The 18732-nt window shown below is 78.1% G+C and carries 15 protein-coding genes; 5 read left to right on the top strand and 10 right to left on the bottom strand.

Translation table 11 applies throughout. The features are described 5' to 3' along the window. Positions 1–14: 14 nt before the first annotated feature. The 4 genes from MN205_RS12350 to MN205_RS12335 all read right to left on the bottom strand — a co-directional run bounded on the left by MN205_RS12350 (position 15) and on the right by MN205_RS12335 (position 6350). On the bottom strand, positions 15–824 hold the full coding sequence (locus MN205_RS12350) for a methyltransferase domain-containing protein (RefSeq protein WP_242127658.1): 810 nt from the start codon (positions 822–824) through the stop codon (positions 15–17). Positions 825–917: 93 nt separating this feature from the next. Next, entirely contained in the window at positions 918–2003 is a 1086-nt protein-coding gene (locus tag MN205_RS12345; protein WP_374115922.1) for an NAD(P)-binding domain-containing protein, read from the bottom strand. A gap of 151 nt (positions 2004–2154) precedes the next feature. Beyond that, positions 2155–4695 (bottom strand): ATP-dependent helicase HrpB, encoded by a 2541-nt coding sequence (hrpB, locus tag MN205_RS12340; RefSeq protein WP_242127654.1) that lies wholly within the window; start codon positions 4693–4695, stop codon positions 2155–2157. 56 nt (positions 4696–4751) lie between these two features. Next, positions 4752–6350 carry a DEAD/DEAH box helicase gene (locus tag MN205_RS12335; RefSeq protein ID WP_255819203.1) on the bottom strand — a complete coding sequence of 533 codons (1599 nt, stop codon included), beginning with the start codon at positions 6348–6350 and terminating at the stop codon, positions 4752–4754. A 310-nt stretch (positions 6351–6660) separates the two neighbouring features. Here MN205_RS12335 and MN205_RS12330 point away from each other — a divergent pair, with 310 nt between their 5' ends. From MN205_RS12330 to MN205_RS12315, 4 genes are all read left to right on the top strand, one after another. Then, a complete protein-coding gene (locus MN205_RS12330) occupies positions 6661–7725 on the top strand; it encodes an iron ABC transporter permease (protein ID WP_242127652.1) in 1065 nt (354 codons plus the stop codon). After that, entirely contained in the window at positions 7722–8840 is a 1119-nt protein-coding gene (locus MN205_RS12325) for an iron chelate uptake ABC transporter family permease subunit (protein ID WP_242127650.1), read from the top strand. Before MN205_RS12330 ends, MN205_RS12325 begins: the two co-directional genes overlap by 4 nt. A gap of 116 nt (positions 8841–8956) precedes the next feature. After that, positions 8957–9814 (top strand): ABC transporter ATP-binding protein, encoded by an 858-nt coding sequence (locus tag MN205_RS12320; RefSeq protein WP_242127648.1) that lies wholly within the window; start codon positions 8957–8959, stop codon positions 9812–9814. Between the two features lie 51 nt (positions 9815–9865). Beyond that, on the top strand, positions 9866–10864 hold the full coding sequence (locus tag MN205_RS12315) for an NAD(+)/NADH kinase (protein ID WP_242127646.1): 999 nt from the start codon (positions 9866–9868) through the stop codon (positions 10862–10864). Positions 10865–10907: 43 nt separating this feature from the next. Here the strand turns inward: MN205_RS12315 and MN205_RS12310 are convergent, their stop codons facing one another. Beyond that, positions 10908–11813 (bottom strand): hypothetical protein, encoded by a 906-nt coding sequence (locus MN205_RS12310; RefSeq protein ID WP_242127644.1) that lies wholly within the window; start codon positions 11811–11813, stop codon positions 10908–10910. Positions 11814–11945: 132 nt separating this feature from the next. On the opposite strand from MN205_RS12310, the gene MN205_RS12305 reads away from it, so the two are divergent. Beyond that, complete coding sequence (locus MN205_RS12305) at positions 11946–12308, top strand: PRC-barrel domain-containing protein (RefSeq protein WP_242127642.1); 363 nt, start codon at positions 11946–11948, stop codon at positions 12306–12308. Between the two features lie 36 nt (positions 12309–12344). Here MN205_RS12305 and MN205_RS12300 read toward each other — a convergent pair whose 3' ends face one another. The 5 genes from MN205_RS12300 to MN205_RS12280 all read right to left on the bottom strand — a co-directional run bounded on the left by MN205_RS12300 (position 12345) and on the right by MN205_RS12280 (position 18671). Continuing rightward, a complete protein-coding gene (locus tag MN205_RS12300) occupies positions 12345–13385 on the bottom strand; it encodes a hemolysin family protein (RefSeq protein ID WP_242127640.1) in 1041 nt (346 codons plus the stop codon). Next, on the bottom strand, positions 13382–14806 hold the full coding sequence (locus MN205_RS12295) for a hemolysin family protein (protein WP_255819402.1): 1425 nt from the start codon (positions 14804–14806) through the stop codon (positions 13382–13384). The genes MN205_RS12300 and MN205_RS12295 overlap by 4 nt, the downstream gene beginning before the upstream one ends. A 175-nt stretch (positions 14807–14981) precedes the next feature. Beyond that, positions 14982–16223, bottom strand: coding sequence for an acetamidase/formamidase family protein (locus tag MN205_RS12290; protein WP_242127636.1), 1242 nt, complete (start codon positions 16221–16223; stop codon positions 14982–14984). 103 nt (positions 16224–16326) lie between these two features. After that, positions 16327–17157 carry an alpha/beta fold hydrolase gene (locus tag MN205_RS12285; protein ID WP_242127633.1) on the bottom strand — a complete coding sequence of 277 codons (831 nt, stop codon included), beginning with the start codon at positions 17155–17157 and terminating at the stop codon, positions 16327–16329. Between the two features lie 53 nt (positions 17158–17210). Beyond that, on the bottom strand, positions 17211–18671 hold the full coding sequence (locus MN205_RS12280) for a GuaB1 family IMP dehydrogenase-related protein (protein WP_242127631.1): 1461 nt from the start codon (positions 18669–18671) through the stop codon (positions 17211–17213). Positions 18672–18732 lie beyond the last annotated feature (61 nt).

Below are 18732 nucleotides of genomic sequence, written 5' to 3'. Positions count from 1 at the left end.
CCGCCGGGTGCGCGTCAGGGGCGGCAGAGCAGCTCGCCGTGGACCATCGTCGTCCAGCCGTCCGGCTCGGCCGCCCACTCCCGCCACGCCTGCGCCGCCGAGGCCACGTCACCGTCGCTGAAACCGCCGCCGCGCAGCCGGTCCGCCAGCGGGGCCGTCTCGGTGCGCTGCGCCCAGGTGCCGCCCCACCAGGCGCGCTCGTCCGGCGTGGCGAACACCCACACCGACGCCGAGGGCAGCACCTCGGAGAAGCCGGCGGCGCGCGCCCAGCCGAGCAGGCGGGAACCGGCGTCGGGATCGCCCCCGGAGGCGCGGGCGGCGGCGCGGTACCCGGACAGCCAGGCCGTCAGGCCGGGGGTCTGCGGGTACCAGTGGACGGTGGCGTAGTCGGCGTCGCGCACCGCGACGGTGCCACCGGGACGGCAGACGCGGCGCACCTCGCGCAGCGCGGCGACCGGGTCGGGCAGGTGCTGCAGGACCTGGTGGGCGTGGACGACGTCGAACTCGCCGTCGGCGAAGGGCAGCGCGTGCGCGTCGGCGGTGCGCAGCTCGACGGCGGCGCCGCGGGCGTCGGCGGCCTCCCGGGCGGCGTGCAGCACCTCGGCGGAGGAGTCGACGCCGACCACCCGGCCGGGGGCGACGTGCGCGGCCAGGTCGGCGGTGAGGGTCCCCACGCCGCAGCCCACGTCGAGCAGGGAGAGCCCCGGGCGCAGGTGCGGGCGCAGGAACGCGGCGGAGTTCGCGACCGTGCGGCGGCCGTGGGAGCGGCGCACCGGCTCGGCGTGGCCGTGGACGTACCCGGGGCCCCGGGCGGCGGTGGTCATGCCCGCAGGTTGCCCGGCCCGCGCACGGAGTGTCCACGTTTCGAGACGCCGATCTCATTCGATGAGATCGGCGTGGTGTCGGGCAGCGGACCGCTAGCGCAGGGCCAGCACCTCCCGAACCGCTTCGCGGGCCGCCCGGGAGGCGCCCAGCGTCGAGGCGGACGGCCCGTACCCCACCAGGTGCAGGCGGGGCTCGCGCACCGCGCGGGTCCCCTCGACGAGGATCCCGCCACCGGGTTCGCGCAGGTGCAGCGGGCGCAGGTGGTCCAGCACCGGCCGGAACCCGGTGGCCCACAGGATCACGTCGGCGCGCTGCTCGGCGCCGTCCGCCCAGCGCACCCCGCGCGGCAGCACCCGCTCGAACGGCGGGTGCCGGCGCAGCGCGCCGGCCGCGCGCAACGCCGCCAGCTCCGGGGTCAGCACCAGGCCCGTGGCGGACACGACGCTGCCCGGCGGGCGGCCCGCCGCGACCCGCTCGGCCACGCGCGCCACCGCCGCGCGGCGCGCCTCGACGTCCAGGCCGCCCGCGGCGTCGGGGTCGACGAACTCCGGCTCGCGCCGGGTCACCCACGTCGTGGCCGCCACCCCGGTGAGCTCCTCCAGGTGCTGCACCGCGGACACGCCGCCACCGACGACCACCACCCGGCACCCGGCGAGCTCCGCCGGGCCGCGGTAGTCGGCGGTGTGCAGCTGCCGCCCCTCGAACGCGCCGGCGCCGGGGTAGTACGGCACGAACGGCCGCCGCCACGTGCCGGTGGCGTTGACGACGGCGCGCGCGGCGTAGGTGGTGCCGTCGGTGGCGACGAGCAGGCGCGGCCCGGCCGCACGCACCTCCCGCACCCGCACCGGCCGGCGGACGGGCCGGCCCAGCAGCTCCTCGTAGGCGGCGAAGTACGCCGGGACGACCTCGGCGGCGGCGGCACGGGGGTCCACCGGCCCCAGGGCCCGGTGCAGCGACAGCCCCGGCAGGTCGTGCACGCCGTTGACGCGGGCCATCGTCAGCGTCGGCCAGCGGTGCCGCCACGCGCCCCCGGGGGCGTCCTCCGCGTCCAGGACGACGAAACCGCGCCCGGGGGCCAGACCGGCGCGCTGCAGGTGGTGGGCGGTGGCCAGCCCGCCCTGACCGGCTCCGACGACGACCACGTCGACGGCTGCGAGCGCCGGGCTCACCCGAGGCACCGCCGCACGGCCGCCGCCGCCCGTCGCGTCCCCGGTCGCGTCACAGTCCGTGATCGTAGGCGTCCCGCGCGTCGCCGCGCGCGGTGGCACCCCCGGCGCGCACCGGGCGGGAACCACCGTTCCCGCCCGGGCGAGGAGGGCGAAGGGAGGATCAGCGGGAGCGGGGGGCCCGGCGCAGGGCGGCGCTCGTGCGGGCCGTCGGCTCGGCGGTCAGGGGGTCCTCCGGCCACGGGTGCTTGGGGTAGCGACCCCGGTTCTCCGCCCGCACCGCCGCGTAGGCGGTGCGCCAGAACGACTCCAGGTCGGCCGTGACCGCCAGCGGCCGCCCGGCCGGGGACAGCAGGTGCAGCAGCACCGGCACCCGACCGCCGACCACGCGCGGGCCGCTGCGCCAGCCGAACGCCTCCTGCAGCTTCAGCGCCAGCACCGGGGCGGCCGGGTCGGCGTAGTCCAGCGCGACGCGCCGGCCGCTGGGCACCGGGAGCGCCTCGGGGGCCAGCTCGTCGAGGCGGGCGGCCACCTCCCAGGGCAGCACCCGGCGCAGCGCCGCCGCCACGTCGATCCGCGCCAGGTCGGCGCGCGAGCGCACCTGCGCCAGCTCGGCCCCCAGCCACGCCGCCGGGTCGGCGGCCAGCGCCTCGTCGCCGAGGTCCGGCCACGGCTCACCGAGGGCCGCGCGGCAGCAGGCCACGCGCTGCCGCAGCGAGCGCGCCGCGGGGGTGGAGCGCAGCAGCCCCAGCCCCTCCCGGCGCAGGCCCTCCGCCACGGCGGCGGCCACGAGCTCGCCGGGTGCCTGCGGCAGCGGGCGGACGGACAGCTCCAGCTCCCCCAGCCGCTCCACGCGGCGGGCCACCACGTCGCCGTCGCGCCAGGCGACCTCGTCGGCGACGACGGGGGCGACGACGGCGCGGGCCAGCTCCTCCGTCAGCGGCGCCGCGGCCCGCACCCGGGCCGAGGCGCGCCCCGGGGCGCGGTCGGCGACGGCGACGGCGAGCCAGTCGGTGCCCGCGAGCGCGGAGCCCGGCCCGGTCTCGAAGCGGGGGCCGCCGGTGGAGGCCCACCCGCCGCCGCGGCGGCGGGCCACCCGGTCGGGGAAGGCCAGGGCGGTCACCAGCCCGGCGGCCAGGTCGTCGGGCAGGTCGCCGGGCAGGTCGTCGGGCGGCCCACCGGCGGCCGCGTCCGGGGCGGCCGCGCGCAGCCGGCGCACCTCGCGGCGCCACTGCTCCGCACCGGGCAACCGTCCCGCGCGCGCGGCGCGCCAGGCGGCCACCAGGTCGTCGCCGGGCCCGCGCACGTCCTCGCCCAGCAGCGCCACGACCTCCGCCGCCCGCCCGGCACCGACGAGCCCGGCACCGTCCAGCAGGGCGCGCGCCAGGCGCGGGTGCGCACCGACGGCAGCGGCGGCACGGCCGGCGGGCGTGACCGCCCCGGCCGCGTCCAGCAGGCCCAGGCGGTGCAGCAGGGTGCGGGCGGCGGCCAGCGGGCCCGGTGGCGGAGCGTCCAGCAGCGGCAGGTCCGCCACCTCGCCCCAGCAGGCGGCCGTCAGCGCGAACGGCGCCAGGTCCCCGGTGGCGATCTCCGGGGCGGCCTCGGGCACGAGCAGGGCGTGCTCGGCGGCCGACCACGCCCGCAGCACCGTGCCGGGCGCCTCGCGCGCGGCACGGCCCGCGCGCTGCTCGGCGCCCGCCCGCGAGACGCGCACGGTGTCCAGGCCGGACAGGCCCCGCGCGTGGTCCACGCGCGGCACCCGCGCCAGGCCGGCGTCCACGACGACCCGCACCCCCGGCACGGTCAGGCTGGACTCGGCGACGGCGGTGGCGAGGACGACGCGGCGGCGCGGACCGGGGCGCAGCGCGGCGTCCTGCTCACGCGCACCCAGCCCACCGGTGAGGACGACCACGTCCACGCCGGGGCCGGGGTCCGCGCCGGGCGGGTCGCCCAGCCGGCGCCGCACGGCGGCGATCTCCCCCGCCCCGGGGAGGAAGACCAGCACGTCGCCGTCGCGCTCGGCGACGGCGTCGCGCACGAGGTGGGCGACGTGGTCGAGCAGCGCGGGGTCGACGCGCAGCCCCTCCGGCGGGCGCACCGGCCGCGGCGGCGGGCACCACCGCACGTCGAGGGGGTGCACGGCGGCGGTGGCGGTCACCACCGGGGCGGGCGCGCCGCCCTCCTCGCCCAGCAGCGCGGCGAGCCGGCCGGGCGCGATCGTGGCGGAGGCCGCGACCAGCGCCAGGTCCTCGCGCAGCAGGCGACGGGCCTGCACGCACAGCGCCAGCGCCAGGTCCAGCTCCAGCTGCCGCTCGTGGACCTCGTCGAGCAGGACCGCGGACACGCCCGGCAGGTCCTCCGCGGCCAGCAGGCGCCGCAGCAGCAGCCCGGTGGTGACGACCTCCACGCGCGTGCCGGGGCCCGTGCGGCGTTCCCCCCGCACGGCGTAGCCGACGCTCTGGCCGACCCGCTCGCCGAGCAGCGCCGCCATCCGGGCGGCGGCGGCGCGGGCGGCCACCCTGCGCGGTTCGGCGACGAGCACCCGACCGGGCAGCGCACCGGCCAGCGCCAGCGGGACCAGGGTGGTCTTGCCGGTGCCGGGCGGGGCCTGCAGCACCGCGGTCCCCGCGGTGGACAGGGCGGCGAGCAGGTCCGGCACGACGGCGCCGACCGGGAGGGAGTCCAGCAGTCCGGGCGGCAGCACGGGGCCAGTCTCCCCGTCCCCGCCCCCCGGAGGGCGCAGGGACGGGGGTGGGGCGGTCAGGCGGTGGGGGCGGCCCCGCCGCGACCGCGGCCGCCGCGACGGCGACGGCGCGGCGCGGCGCCGTCCGCCGCGGTGGCCGGCTGCCCGGCGCGCTGCGGGCGCGGCTGCTGCGCCCGGCCCGCCGGCGCCTGCGAGGCGCGCCCCTGACGGGCGCCCGCCTGCTGCGCCGGCTGCTGGGTCCGCTGCTTCGGGGCGCGCTGGGGCTGCGGCGGGGCGGTCGGCACCGGCGAGGAGGCCGGGTCCACCCACGCCGCGCGCGGGCCGACCAGCCCGTCCACGACGTCGGCGCCCGGAGCGGTGGCCGTCCAGCGCGGGGAGATGCCGGCCTGGCGGGCCAGGGTGCGCACGTCGCCGCGCTGGTCCGGGGTGGCCACCGTGACGACGGTGCCGCCGGCGCCGGCGCGGGCGGTGCGCCCGGAGCGGTGCAGGTACGCCTTGTGCTCGGTGGGCGGGTCCACGTGCACGACCAGGCCGACCTCGTCGACGTGGATGCCGCGCGCGGCGATGTCGGTGGCCACGAGCACCCGCACCGAACCCTCGGAGAAGGCGCCGAGGTTGCGCTCGCGGGCGTTCTGGCTGAGGTTGCCGTGCAGGTCCACCGCGGGCGTGCCGGCGGCGGTGAGCTGCTTGGCGAGCTTCTTCGCGCCGTGCTTGGTGCGGGTGAACAGCACCGTGCGGCCCTGGCCGGAGGCCAGTTCGCGCACCAGCGCCGCCTTGCCGTCGGCGCTGACCTCCAGCACGTGGTGCTCCATCGTGGACACCGGCGCCACGGCCGGGTCCACCGAGTGCGTCACCGGCTGCGACAGGTACCGCTTGACCAGCACGTCCACGCCGTTGTCGAGCGTGGCGGAGAACAGCAGGCGCTGACCGCCGGCCGGGGTGGTGTCCAGCAGGCGCTTCACGCCGGGCAGGAAGCCCAGGTCGGCCATGTGGTCGGCCTCGTCGAGGACCGTGACCTCCACGGAGTCCAGGCGGCAGTGGCCCTGCCGGATGAGGTCCTCCAGGCGCCCGGGGCAGGCGATGAGCACGTCGACGCCCTCGCGCAGCGCGCTGACCTGCGGGTTCTGGCCGACACCGCCGAAGACGACGGCGGTGCGCAGCCCCACGGCCTTCGCCAGCGGGGTCACGGTCGCCGAGACCTGGTTGGCCAGCTCGCGCGTGGGCACCAGCACCAGGGCGCGCGGGCGGGTGGTGCGGCGGGGGGTGCCGGAGGCGGCCAGGCGCGCCACCAGCGGCAGCGCGAAGGCGATGGTCTTGCCGCTGCCGGTGCGGCCGCGACCGAGGACGTCGCGCCCGGCCAGGGAGTCGGGCAGGGTCGCGGACTGGATGGGGAACGGCGCGGTGACGCCGTCGGCGGCGAGGACGTCCACCAGCGCGGCGGGCACGCCCAGCTCGGCGAAGGAGCGCTCGTCGGCGACCTGACCGGCGGGCGGGGCGGCGGCCGCGACGGCCTGCGGGGCGGGCGCGGCGGTGGTGGCGTCGGCGCGGGGGGTGGGCACACCGCCGCCGCGGGCGCGGCGGCGCGGCGGGCGCTGGCCGGGGACGGAGGACGAGGACGTGGACGTGCGGGTGCCGCTGGGCGCGGAGGGGTTCAACGGGTGCCTCTCGGGACGACGGGGATCGGCCGTGGTGCCCGACCGCACCCGCCCGGGCGCCGTGGCGCCGTGCGAGGGACCTGCGCGCCGCGGCGCCTGCCGGGAACACCGGGGCACCGCGCGCTGAACACTCGACCGCGGGCGCGCCGACGGCGTCCCGCTCCGTCAAGGGTAACGGGCCGTGGCCGCGCGTTCTTCCCCGCCGTCGCGCCGGCAGCGGCGCTGACGTGACGCGGTTCACGATCCCGGGCGGTCCAGGGCGACGCGCACCCCCTGCCCCGCTGGTGATGGCAGGCTAACCTCACCTCTCGTGGCACCCGCGACGAGCCCACCGACGGCCACGGCCGTCCCCGCCGGCGGCACCCCGAGCCGGCGCACCGGCCGCACCCGGCGGACCACCGCCCTGCTGCTGTCCTGCGCCGTCCTGGCGGTGGCCGTCCTGGCCAGCCTCGCCGTCGGCTCGCGCGACGTCCCGCTGGGCACGGTCCTGGAGGCCCTGCGCGGCACCTCGGACTCCCAGGACGCCCTCGTGGTGCGCGAGCTGCGCGTGCCCCGGACGCTGCTGGGCATCGCGGTCGGCGCCGCGCTGGGACTGGCCGGGGCGCTCATGCAGGCCCTGACGCGCAACCCGTTGGCCGACCCCGGGCTGCTGGGGGTGAACTCCGGTGCCGCGGCGGCCATGGTCACCGCCGTGGGGGTGTTCGGGCTGACCTCCCGCCTCAGCGTCGTGTGGGCCGCCCTGCTGGGCGCCGCCGTGGTCTCGGTCGCCGTGTACGTGCTCGGATCGGCCGGGCGCGGCGGCGCCACGCCGGTGCGCCTGGCCCTGGCCGGCACGGCCGTCAGCGCCGCCCTGACCGCCTACACCACCGCGCAGGTGCTGCTGGACCAGTCCACCTTCGACCGCTTCCGCTTCTGGCAGGTCGGCTCCCTCACCGGCCACGACATGGACGTCTTCTGGCAGATGCTGCCGTTCTTCGCCGTGGGGATCGCCCTGGCGCTGTCGCAGGCGCGCTCGCTGAACGCCCTGGCCCTGGGCGTGGACTCCGGGCGCGCGCTGGGCGTGCGCGTCGGGCGCACCCGCGTGGTGACGGCGCTGGCCGTGACGCTGCTGTGCGGGGCCGCCACCGCCGCCGCCGGGCCCATCTGGTTCCTCGGCCTGGCCGTGCCGCACGTGGTGCGGGCCCTCACCGGCCCCGACCAGCGCTGGGTCCTGCCCCTGTCCGTCCTCCTGGCACCCGCGCTGCTGCTGCTGGGCGACGTCCTCGGCCGGGTCGTGGTCCGCCCCGGCGAACTGGAGGTCAGCATCGTGACCGCGCTGCTCGGCGCCCCCGTCCTGATCGCCCTGGTCCGCCGCCGCCGGCTGGCGCAGCTGTGAGCGCCCCCGCCGCGGCGCGCGCGAGCGCCCCGCCGCTGCCCGCGCCCGGGACCGGCGTCGCCGCGCGCGCGCGCCGCGGGCGCACCCTGCGCCTGGGCCGCCGCGGCGCGGTGAGCCTGCGCGTGGAGGGCCGCGGCCTGGCGGTGTGCCTGGCGATCACCGCGGTCGTGGCGGCGGTGTCCGCGCTGAGCCTGACCACCGGCGACTACCCGATCGGCGTGCCGGGGGTGCTGCGCGCCCTCGTCGGGCGCGGTGAGGGCGCCGACGGGTTCATCGTCCTGGGGCTGCGGCTGCCGCGGCTGGTCACCGGGCTGCTCGTGGGCGTCGCGCTCGGCGTGGCGGGGGCCGTCTTCCAGCTCGTCACCCGCAACCCGCTGGGCAGCCCCGACGTCATCGGCTTCACCCACGGCGCCGTCAGCGGTGCCCTGGTCGTCATGCTGGTCCTCGGCGGCAGCGGCACCGACGTCGCGGTCGGCGCGGTCGCCGGTGGCTTCGCCAGCGCCCTGCTCGTCTACTTCCTCTCCCGCGGGGGCGGCGGCGTGCAGGGCTACCGCCTCATCCTCGTCGGCATCGGCACGAGCGCCGCCCTGCAGGCGGTGAACAGCTACCTGCTCACCCGCTCCGAGGTGGAGGAGGCCCAGGCGGCGCAGGTGTGGGTCACCGGCAGCCTCAACGGCCGCGGCTGGGAGCAGGCCGCCCCCCTGGGTGCCGGGCTGCTCGTGCTGCTGCCCGTGCTGCTGGTGCTGAGCCGCGCGCTGGGGATGCTCGACCTCGGCGACGACGCCGCGCGCGCCCTGGGCGTGCGGGTCGACGGGGTGCGGGTGGCGGTGCTCCTGCTCGCCGTCACGCTCACCGCGCTGGCGGCGATGGCCGCCGGCCCCGTGGCGTTCGTGGCGCTGGCCGCCCCGCAGGTGGCCCGCCGCCTCACCGGGACGGTCGGTCCCGGGCTGGTGGCCGCGGGCCTGACGGGGGCGCTGCTCGTGGTGGTCAGCGACTTCGCCGCGCAGCGCCTGTTCGCCCCCACCCAGCTGCCCGTGGGCGTCGTCACCGGCGCCGTGGGCGGCGTGTACCTGGCGTACCTGCTCGTGGGGCAGTGGCGCCGCGGGCGCGGCTGACCGGCCCCGGCGGCGACCGCCCGCGACGGCGGCGGACCTCCGGGGAGGCACCCCGGACGGCGACCCGAACGACCCCAACGACCCCAACGACCCGCACGACGAGGAACGGCTGAGCATTGGCGAAGGACGCGCGCACCACCCCCGGGCCCGGGCCCGGGACCCCCGGCGGCAACCGCCTGCGAGGGGAGGACCTGACCCTCGCCTACGGCGAGCGCACCATCGCCACCGGGCTGGGCATCGAGGTGCCCGACGGCTCGTTCACCGTCGTCATCGGCCCCAACGCCTGCGGCAAGTCCACGCTGCTGCGCGCGCTGGCGCGGATGCTCCCCCCGCAGCGCGGGCACGTGTACCTCGACGGCTCCGTCATCCAGTCGCTGCCGTCGAAGGAGGTCGCCCGCCGGCTGGGCCTGCTGCCGCAGAGCGCCACCGCGCCCGACGGCATCACCGTCGCCGACCTCGTGGCCCGGGGCCGCTTCCCGCACCAGAAGCTGCTGCGGCAGTGGACGCGCGAGGACGAGCGCGCCGTGGACGCCGCGATGGCCGCCACCCGGGTGCTCGACCTCGCCGAGCGGGGCGTCGACGAGCTCTCCGGCGGTCAGCGCCAGCGGGTGTGGATCGCGATGGCGCTGGCGCAGGAGACGCCGCTGCTGCTGCTGGACGAGCCGACCACCTACCTCGACATCGCCCACCAGATCGAGGTGCTGGACCTGTGCGCGCAGCTGCACGAGGAGCAGGGCCGCACCCTGGTGGCGGTGCTGCACGACCTCAACCACGCCTGCCGCTACGCCACCCACCTCGTCGCGATGCGCGACGGGCGGGTCGTCGCCGAGGGCGAGCCCACCCGGATCGTCACGGCCGGGCTCGTGGAGGAGGTCTTCGGGCTGCCGTGCGTGGTGGTGCCCGACCCGGAGACCGGCACGCCCCTGGTGGTGCCGCGGGCGCGCAGCGGGCGCGGACGGACCGTGGCCGTCTGAGGCCGCGCACGGGGGCGGGCCGGCGGCGGGGTGGGCAGTAGCGTGGGCGACGTGCCCCCCGCCGCGCCGACCGCACCGACCGACGCGGCCCGGGACCGCAAGCGCCTGGGCCTGGTGGTCCACCCCACCCGCGACGTGACCGAGCAGGTCGCCCTCGTCGTGGACTGGGCCCGCGGGCACGGCGACGAGGTGGTGGGGCTGCGGGCCGACGGCGCTCGCCTGGGTGAGCGCGGCCGCGACGTGGTCCTCGTCGGTGAGGACGAGTTCACCCGCACCGTGGACGCCGTCGTCAGCCTCGGCGGGGACGGCACGATGCTGGGCGCGCTGCGCCTGCTGGTGGGCCGCCGCATCCCGGTGCTGGGGGTGAACCTGGGCCACCTGGGCTTCCTGGTGGAGCTGGAGCCGCGCGAGCTGCCCGGAGCGCTGGAGCGCATCACCGCCGGCGACTTCACGGTGGAGCCGCACCTGTGCCTGCGCGTGCAGGGCCCGGGCCACGAGTGCGTCGCCTTCAACGACGTGGCGCTGGCCCGCACGCCCGGGCGCGGCACCGTGGTGGCCGCGCTGTCCGTGGCGGAGCAGCGCATCGGCTACCTGCGCTGCGACGCGGTCGTGCTCGCCACCCCCACCGGGTCCACCGCCTACAGCTACGCCGCCGGCGGGCCGGTGGTCTCCCCCGGCGCCGACGCCCTCGTCGTCACGCCCGTCGCCCCCATGTCCGGGATCGGGCGGCCCATCGTGCTGGGCGTGGACGAGCCGGTGCGCGTGGAGCTGCTGGAGTCCTCCGGGCCGCCGGTGCTGGAGGTCGACGGCATCGCGTCCGGGGAGCTGGCCGTGGGCTCGGTGCTGGAGGTGCGGGCCGAGCGCGACGCGGGGCACGTCATCCGCCTGGACCCCACCGGCCACGGCCGCCGCTCGCGCGTGAAGCTGAGCCTGCTGGACCTGCCCCTGCTGCCCGACGAGATGCTCGAGCTGGTCCCGCAGGCCATGCGCCGCCACGACGCGCCCCGGCCGGAGAGCCCGCACCCGCACCAGCGGCCGCAGCAGGGCTGAGGGCAGCGGCTCCGGGGCAGGGAGCGGCGGGGACCACCGCGGGTCAGGGGGCGGTGGGGACGACTTCCGCGGGCCCGGCGGGCGCCTCGGGGCTCGGCGCGGTCACGACGTCGGCCTCCCCGGACCCCGAGGACCCGGGGGACCCCGCGGCGGCCCCGTCCGCCGCGCCGTCCGGCTCGTCCGGGTCGCTCGTCGCCGTCGCGGTGGACGAGGCGGTGGACGAGGCGGTGGCGGTGGGCGAGGCCCCGCGCGTGCTCGTCCCGCCGGTGGCGGAGGCGTCCGGGCTCCGCGTCGCGGACGCGGTGGCCGTGGGCGTGGCGGTGGGGCTGGTGCTCGCCGTGCCGGTCGGGCTCGCCGCCGGGCCGGTGGGGGTGTCCGCGGGGGCCGGCGTGCGCGGCGCCTGCGTGAGCGAGCCGCCCAGGACGCCGGTGGTCACCTCCTCCTCGACGTCCTGGCGCTGCGCGGCCACGCTGCGGCCCCCGACGTGCTCGTAGACGGCGATGCCGCCCACGGAGATCACGAAGGCGAGCACGCCGAGCAGCACCGCGTGCCGGGCACCGAAGCGGCGGGCCGTCACGGGCGCGGGCACCAGCTCCGGGGCGGGCGCGGGCACCGGCGCGGGGTCACCGGCTCCGCCGGGCGGCGCGTCGGCGCGCTCGGGGTGCTCGTCCTGCGGTGCGGGCACCGGCGAGGGGTCCTGGCGCCGCTCGCGGGCGCGCCGGGCCGCCTCGGCCAGCCGCTCCTGGCTGGTGGTCAGGTAGTGGTTGTAGACCGCCGCCGCCGTGGAGGCCGCGATGCTGCCGACGGCGGCGCCCAGCAGGGTGCTCAACGGCCCCAGGCTGCGCAGTCCGGCCAGCAGCACCGCCGAGGTGGCCGCCGCCAGGGCGCCACCGGCGATCTGCACCCAGTTGATCTTGAGTCGGGTCCGCTCGGGGTTCTGCTCGCTCATTCCGCGCTCATCGTCGCACCCCGCGCCCGGCGCGCCGCGCACCCGCACGGGGTGCGCAGCGGGAGGGTTCGTGGAGCTGTGGTGAGGACCGCACCGGTGGCCGCCCGGGACGGGCTCGGCCACAGTGGCGGCATGACGATCCTCGTGCAGGACCTGAACCAGTGGAAGGGCGCTCCGGTCACCGACGCGGCCGATCAGAAGATCGGCACGCTGGCCTCGGTCTACGTCGACGCGGCCACCGACGAGTGGTTGTTCGCGGCCGTGGAGACGGGCGTGGTGGGGTTCAGGAAGGTGGTGCTGGTGCCGCTGGAACGGGCGGCGGTCGGCCGGCACGACATCCGCGTGGACTTCGCGAAGGACGACGTGAAGGCCGCCCCGGAGTTCCGCACCGACGAGGAGCTGGGCCCGGACGACGAGCCGCGCATCTACGCCCACTACGGCATGGCGTACTCCCCGGCGGACACGCCCAGCGGGCGCCGGCTGGCGCGCCGCTGAGCGTCCCTCCCCGCACGCCCCGGGCGCGCCCNCGCGTCAGGCGCGGGCGCGCTGGGTGGCGTCGCTGACCTCCCCGACGAGCTCCTCGATGACGTCCTCGAGGAAGACCACGCCGGTGACCGCCCCGCCGGCGTCGACGACGCGGGCCAGGTGCGCTCCGGTGCGGCGCATCGAGGCCAGCGCGTCCTCGACCTCCTCGCCGGCGCCGAGGGTGCCGAGCTGGCGGATCCGCTTCTCCGGCACCGGCTGGTGGTAGCGCTCGTCGTCGGCGTAGAGCAGGTCCTTCAGGTGCAGGTAGCCGTGCAGGTCCCCGGCGGCGTCCAGCACGGGGAACCGGCTGAACCCGGTGCGCGCCACCAGCGCCTCCACGTCCGCGGGCGTGGCGCCCACGGTGACCGTGCGCAGGTCCGCCAGCGGCACGGCGATCTCCTCGACGCTGCGGTCGGAGAACTCCAGCGCCCCGGTGACCAGGCCGTTGGGGTCGCCCAGGGTCCCCTCCCGCTGGCTCTCGGCGACGATCGACTGCACCTCCTCGACGGTGAAGGCGCTGGAGACCTCGTCCTTCGGCTCCACGCCCACCAGGCGCAGCACCGCGTTGGTCAGAGCGTTCAGGGCGCGGATCACCGGGCCGATGGCCCGGCCGATCGCCACGAGAGGCGGCGCCAGCAGCAGCACCGCCCGGTCGGGCCCGGCGATGCTGAGGTTCTTCGGGATCATCTCGCCCACCACGACGTGCAGGTACACCACGACGGTCAGGGCGAGGACGACGGCGACCGGGTGCACGAGGCCGTGCGGCACGTGCACGGCCTCGAACAGCGGCTCGAGCAGGTGCGCGAGCGCCGGCTCGGCGACGGCCCCCAGCCCGAGGGAGCACAGCGTCACCCCCAGCTGGCAGGCGGCCAGCATGAGGGAGACGTGCTCCATGGCCGAGAGCGCGGAGCGCGCGCGGGCGCTGGTCGCGGCCAGCGGCTCGATCTGGCTGCGCCGCGCGGACAGGACGGCGAACTCGGCGCCGACGAAGAAGGCGTTGCCGAACAGCAGCAGCACGCCCACCAGCAGGGACGCCCCGGTGCTCACGAGCGCCCCCCGGTGCCGGCGCCGGCGGGGTGCGCACCGGAGGGTGCGGCGCCCTGCGAGGCGGCCCGCGCGGGGTGCGCGCCCGCCTGCGCCCTGTCGGCGGCGTGCGCGGCGGCCTCGGTGAGCGGCGGGCGAGGGCGCAGCCGCAACCGGTCCACGCGGCGGCCCTCCATGCGGGTCACGCGCAGCACCCCGCCGTCCACCGCCACCTCGTCACCCACGGCGGGGATGCGCGACAGGCGCGCCATGACGAACCCGCCGAGGGTCTCGTACTCGGGCGCCTCGGGGACCTCGACGCCGGTGCGGTCCTGCACCTCGTCGGGGCGCGCCAGGCCGGGCACCGTCCACGAGCCGTCGCGGTGCTGGCGCAGCCCGCCGCGGTCGCGGTCGTGCTCGTCGGAGACGTCGCCGACGATCTCCTCCACGAGGTCCTCCAGGGTGACGACCCCGGCGGTGCCGCCGTACTCGTCGACGACGAGGGCGAACTGCAGGCCCTTCTGCCGCAGCTGCAGGAGCAGCGGCTCCAGGCGCAGCGAGTCCGGCACGCGGCGCACGTCCTGCATGAGCGCCGCGGCGGGCACCTCGTGGCGGCGTTCGACGGGCACGGCGACGGCGGCCTTGACGTGCACGACGCCGCGCACGTCGTCGTCGTCGTCGCCGGTGACGGGGAAGCGGGAGTGCCCGGTGCTGCGGGCGAGGGCGACGACGTCGGCGGCGGTGTCGTCCAGGCGCACCGCCTCCATCCGCACCCGCGGGGTCATGACGTCGGCGGCGGTCTGGTCGCCGAAGACGAGGGTGCGGCTGAGGAGGTTGGCGGTGCCCGGGTCGAGGGTGCCCATGTCCGCGGAGCGGCGCACGAGCGAGGCGAGCTCGCGGGCGGAGCGCGCACCGGACAGCTCCTCCTGCGGCTCGACGCCCACGGCCCGCAGGAACCGGTTGGCGCTGCCGTTGAGGACCTTGATCAGGGGCCCGGCGCCCCAGGTGAAGCCGCGCTGCAGCGGTGCGACGACGCCCGCGGTGGGCAGCGGCAGGCTCAGCGCCAGGTTCTTCGGGATGAGCTCGCCGACGACCATGGAGAAGACGGTGGCCGTGACGACGCTGGCGACGGTGGCGACGGTGGCCGCGGCAGGCTCGGACAGGCCGGTCGCCGTCAGCGGCACCTCGAGCAGCGCCGAGAGCGAGGGCTCCATGAGGTAGCCGAGCAGCAGCGTGGTGAGGGTGATGCCGACCTGGGCGCCGGACAGCTGGGTGGACAGGGTGCTCAGCGCGGGCAGGACGCCGGCGGCCCGGCGGTCACCGCCCTCCGCGGCCTTCTCGACCGCGAAGCGGTCCAGGGTGACGAAGGCGAACTCGGCGGCGACGAACACGGCCGTGCCGAGGGTGAGGAGGACCCCGACGAGCAGGAGGAGCCACTCGATCAGCACGGGGGCTCCCCGGGCGACGCCGGGCCGGGATGGTGGGGGGGGCCGCTGAGCGGCCCTTCAGATGAGTCCATGGCGCCACGGATTCTAGGAGCACCGGCCCCCGGCGCGCCCGTCCGAGCGGGGCGCGCCGGGGATGCGCGGGGAACGCGCCGGGGACCCGGGCCGCCGCCGGTCAGCGACCGCCGAAGTCCCCCTTGCGCAGCGTGGCGTGCACGCCGACGGTGCGGTCCACGACCTGCGAGACGTGGAAGTCGCCGGCGGCGCTGAGGTAGGCGTAGGCGACCGGGCCGGGCAGGCCGAGGTCCTCGGTGAGGAAGGACATCGCGTTGCGCACCGCGGTGCGCATCGCCACGTCGAGGTCGGTGCCGTTGCCGCCGCCGTCGGGGCCGTCGGGGTCGGACAGCCCCACGGGGATCCAGTGCTCGGGCGTCTCCGCGAACGGGTACTCCCCCGCGATGCGCGGCGCACCGTCGCCGGGCCGCACCACCGACAGGCGCACCGTGGCCCGCAGGGAGCCCTCCATGGCGGTCAGCGCCACCTCGCCGTGGCCCTGCGCCATGTGCGGGTCGCCGGCGAAGAACATGGCGCCGGGCACCTGCACGGGCAGGTACAGGGTGGAGCCGACGACGAGGTCCTTGACGTCCATGTTGCCGCCGGCGACGGTCGGCGGCACGGAGTCGACCACGGCCGAGGTGTCGCGGGCGACGCCCATGAGGCCGAGGAAGGGCGCCAGCGGGAAGCGCGGGCCCGCGGCACCGGGCATCACGCCGACGAGGTCGCCGCCGGAGGCGGCCACGGACGTGAAGACGCTGACGTTGCCGCCGGCGTTGAAGTACTCCGCGAGGGCGGGGTCGTCCTGCCAGGCGCCGGGCAGCTCGTCGGGGAGCGCCCCCTTGCCGTGGCGGTTGGAGATCACGCCGTAGGGGACGCGCAGCGCCAGGTCGAGGACCTCCACCTTCAGGACGTCGCCCGGTTCGGCCCCGGCGACCGCGACGGGACGGCTGACGACGTGGGGGCCGGGGCCGTCGTGCGGGACGCGGGCCGCGATCTGCACCGCGTCGTCGAGGACGTCGCGCTCGTCGACGCCGAAGGAGGTGAAGTACCCCAGCGGGTCCTGCCCCTGGTCCTCCAGGACGCCCTCGTGGGAGACGGTGTCCAGGGTGACGACGGCGCCGGAGCGCACCACGGCGACCGGCTCGGTGTCCCGGTTGGGCAGCCGGCCCCACAGGACGTTCTCGGCGGCGGAGGACACGTACGTGCCGCGGCGGGGACCGCGGCCGGGCTGCAGGGTGCGCAGCGCGGCGCCACCGGGGCTCGCGGCGGCGGCACCGGTGGCGGACAGGGCGGCGGGGGCGGTGGACAGGCCGGCCGCGACGGCCAGGAGGGAACGGCGGCGGGGGTGCTGGGTGGTCACGGGCGCACTGCACCAACGGCGCGTTCCGCGCGGGTTTCCCGCCCGTTGCGCGCGAGTGACGCGCCGTTTCGCCCTCGTGACGAGGTGCTCACCGGTGCACGCCTCAGAAGAGAGTGTCCCCCGAGAGGAAGGTGACCAGCGGGTCCACGCACCGGCGCGCCGCCCGCAGCAGGGAGTCGTGCCCGCACCCGCCGGCCACCAGGGCCGTCGCCGACGGCACGGCGGCCGCGAACTCCGTCGCGGCGACGCGGAAGTACCCGGGGCTGCGCTCGCCCGTGAGCAGCAGGGCCCGGGCGGGCAGACCGGCGTAGGCGTCGACCGGGGAGTCCAGCTGCAGCCCCGCGCGGGTCTCCTTGAGCACCTGCGGCAGCCGCGCGGCGGTCGAGCGCCCCCACCCGGTGCGGGCCAGCACCCCGCCGACGAGCCGCTGCACCCGCTCGGAGCGCCCGGCGGCGGTCAGGCCCAGGGAACCGGTGCGCAGGTGCCGGTCCAGGTGGGCCAGCGCCAGCTCCGGCGAGCCCGTCGCCAGCGCCCGCGCCGCCTGCTCCAGCGCCTCCTCCGGCACCGCGCCGTCCAGCGGCAGCACCGCGTCGTAGACGGCTACCCGGTCGATGCGGCGCTCCAGCAGCCCGCCGGTGGCGAGCAGCGCCACCAGGCCGCCGAGGCCGTGCCCGAGCACCCGGCGGGCGCCGGTGGCCGCCAGCACCGCCCCGAGCAGGGCCACGTCGTCCGCCACGGCGTAGCGAACGCCGGGGCGCCCGGCCACCTCCCGGTCGTAGCGGTGCACGGTGAAGCGGGCGCCCAGCCTCTCGGCGAGCCGGTCGTGGTCGGCCGCCGGGCGGGCGCCGTGCACGAGGACGAGGCCCGGCCCGGCACCGCCGGTGACGAGCTCGACGGGCGAGCCGTCCGCGCGGCGCACCCCCTCGAGGATCACCGCACGACCCCCCGCCGCTCCCGGGCGGTGCCCACCGGCCCGTTCACCGGTCGTCACCAGCCCGCGGGCAGCGGGCGACCCTCCTCGTAGCCGGCCGGGGACTGCAGACCGACCACGGCGCGCTCGGCGAACTCCGCGACCGTGCGCGCGCCGACGTAGGTGAACGAGGAGCGCACCCCGGAGGTGATCTGGTCGATCAGGTCCTCCACGCCGGGCCGGGCCGGGTCCAGGTGCATGCGCGAGGAGGAGATGCCCTCCTCGAACAGTCCCTTGCGGGCGCGCTGGAACGGGGAGTCCGCGCGCGTGCGCGCGGCCACGGCGCGCGCGGAGGCCATGCCGAAGCTCTCCTTGTAGGGGCGCCCGTCGGCGTCCACCGCCAGGTCGCCGGGGCTCTCGTGGGTGCCGGCGAACCAGGAGCCGACCATGACCTGGCTGGCGCCGGCGGCCAGGGCGAGGGCGACGTCGCGCGGGTGGCGCACCCCGCCGTCGGCCCACACGTGCGCGCCGAGCTGGCGGGCGGCGGCGGCGCACTCCAGCACCGCGGAGAACTGCGGGCGGCCCACGCCGGTCATCATCCGGGTGGTGCACATCGCGCCCGGGCCCACGCCGACCTTCACGATGTCGGCGCCGGCGGCCACGAGGTCGCGCACGCCGGCGGCGGTGACGACGTTGCCGGCCACCACGGGCACCTGCGGGTCGAGCCCGCGCACGGCGGCCAGCGCCTCCAGGGTCTTCTCCTGGTGGCCGTGGGCGGTGTCCACCACGAGGGTGTCCACGCCAGCCTCCAGCAGCGCCTTCGCGGTGCCGGCGACGTCGCCGTTGATGCCCACCGCGGCGGCCACGCGCAGCCGGCCGGCGGCGTCCAGGGCCGGGGCGTAGACGGTGGAGCGCAGCGCGCCCGTGCGGGTCAGCGCCCCGGCGAGCACCGGGCCGTCGCCGTGGTCGCGCACCACGGGGGCGAAGCGGCGCCGGGCGGTGTGCAGCACCTCGAAGGCGGCCTCGAGCCCGTCGCGCTCGACCGCGGCGGCGTCCAGCGTCACCGGGGACGGGCTCATCACGGCGTCCACCCGCGTGAAGCGGTCCACGTCCGCGCAGTCGGCCGGGGTGACCACCCCGAGGACCCGGCGCTCGTCGTCGACGACGACGGCGGCGCCGTGGGAGCGCTTCGGCAGCAGGTTCAGGGCGTCGTGCACGGTGTCGGTCGGGTGCAGCACCACGGGCGTCTCGAAGACCCGGTGGCGCGCCTTGACCCAGGAGACGACCTCGGCGACGACGTCCAGCGGCACGTCCTGCGGCAGCACGGCCATCCCCCCGCGGCGGGCGACCGTCTCGGCCATGCGGCGGCCGGAGACGGCCGTCATGTTCGCCACCACGAGCGGCACGGTGGTGCCGGTGCCGTCGGCGGTGGCGAGGTCCACGTCGAGGCGGGAGACGACCGAGGACCGGCCCGGCGCCAGGAAGACGTCGTTGTAGGTGAGGTCGTGGGCGGGCCGCTGCCCGTCGAGGAAACGCACCCGACCAGGGTAGGCGCCGGTGCGGGCCGGCCGGACGGATCGCGTGGAGGGCTCGTGCACG

Origin of the sequence: Kineococcus sp. TRM81007 (assembly GCF_022669155.1) — a bacterium.
GTDB lineage: Bacteria > Actinomycetota > Actinomycetes > Actinomycetales > Kineococcaceae > Kineococcus.
This window is presented reverse-complemented; position numbering and strand designations above follow the sequence as displayed.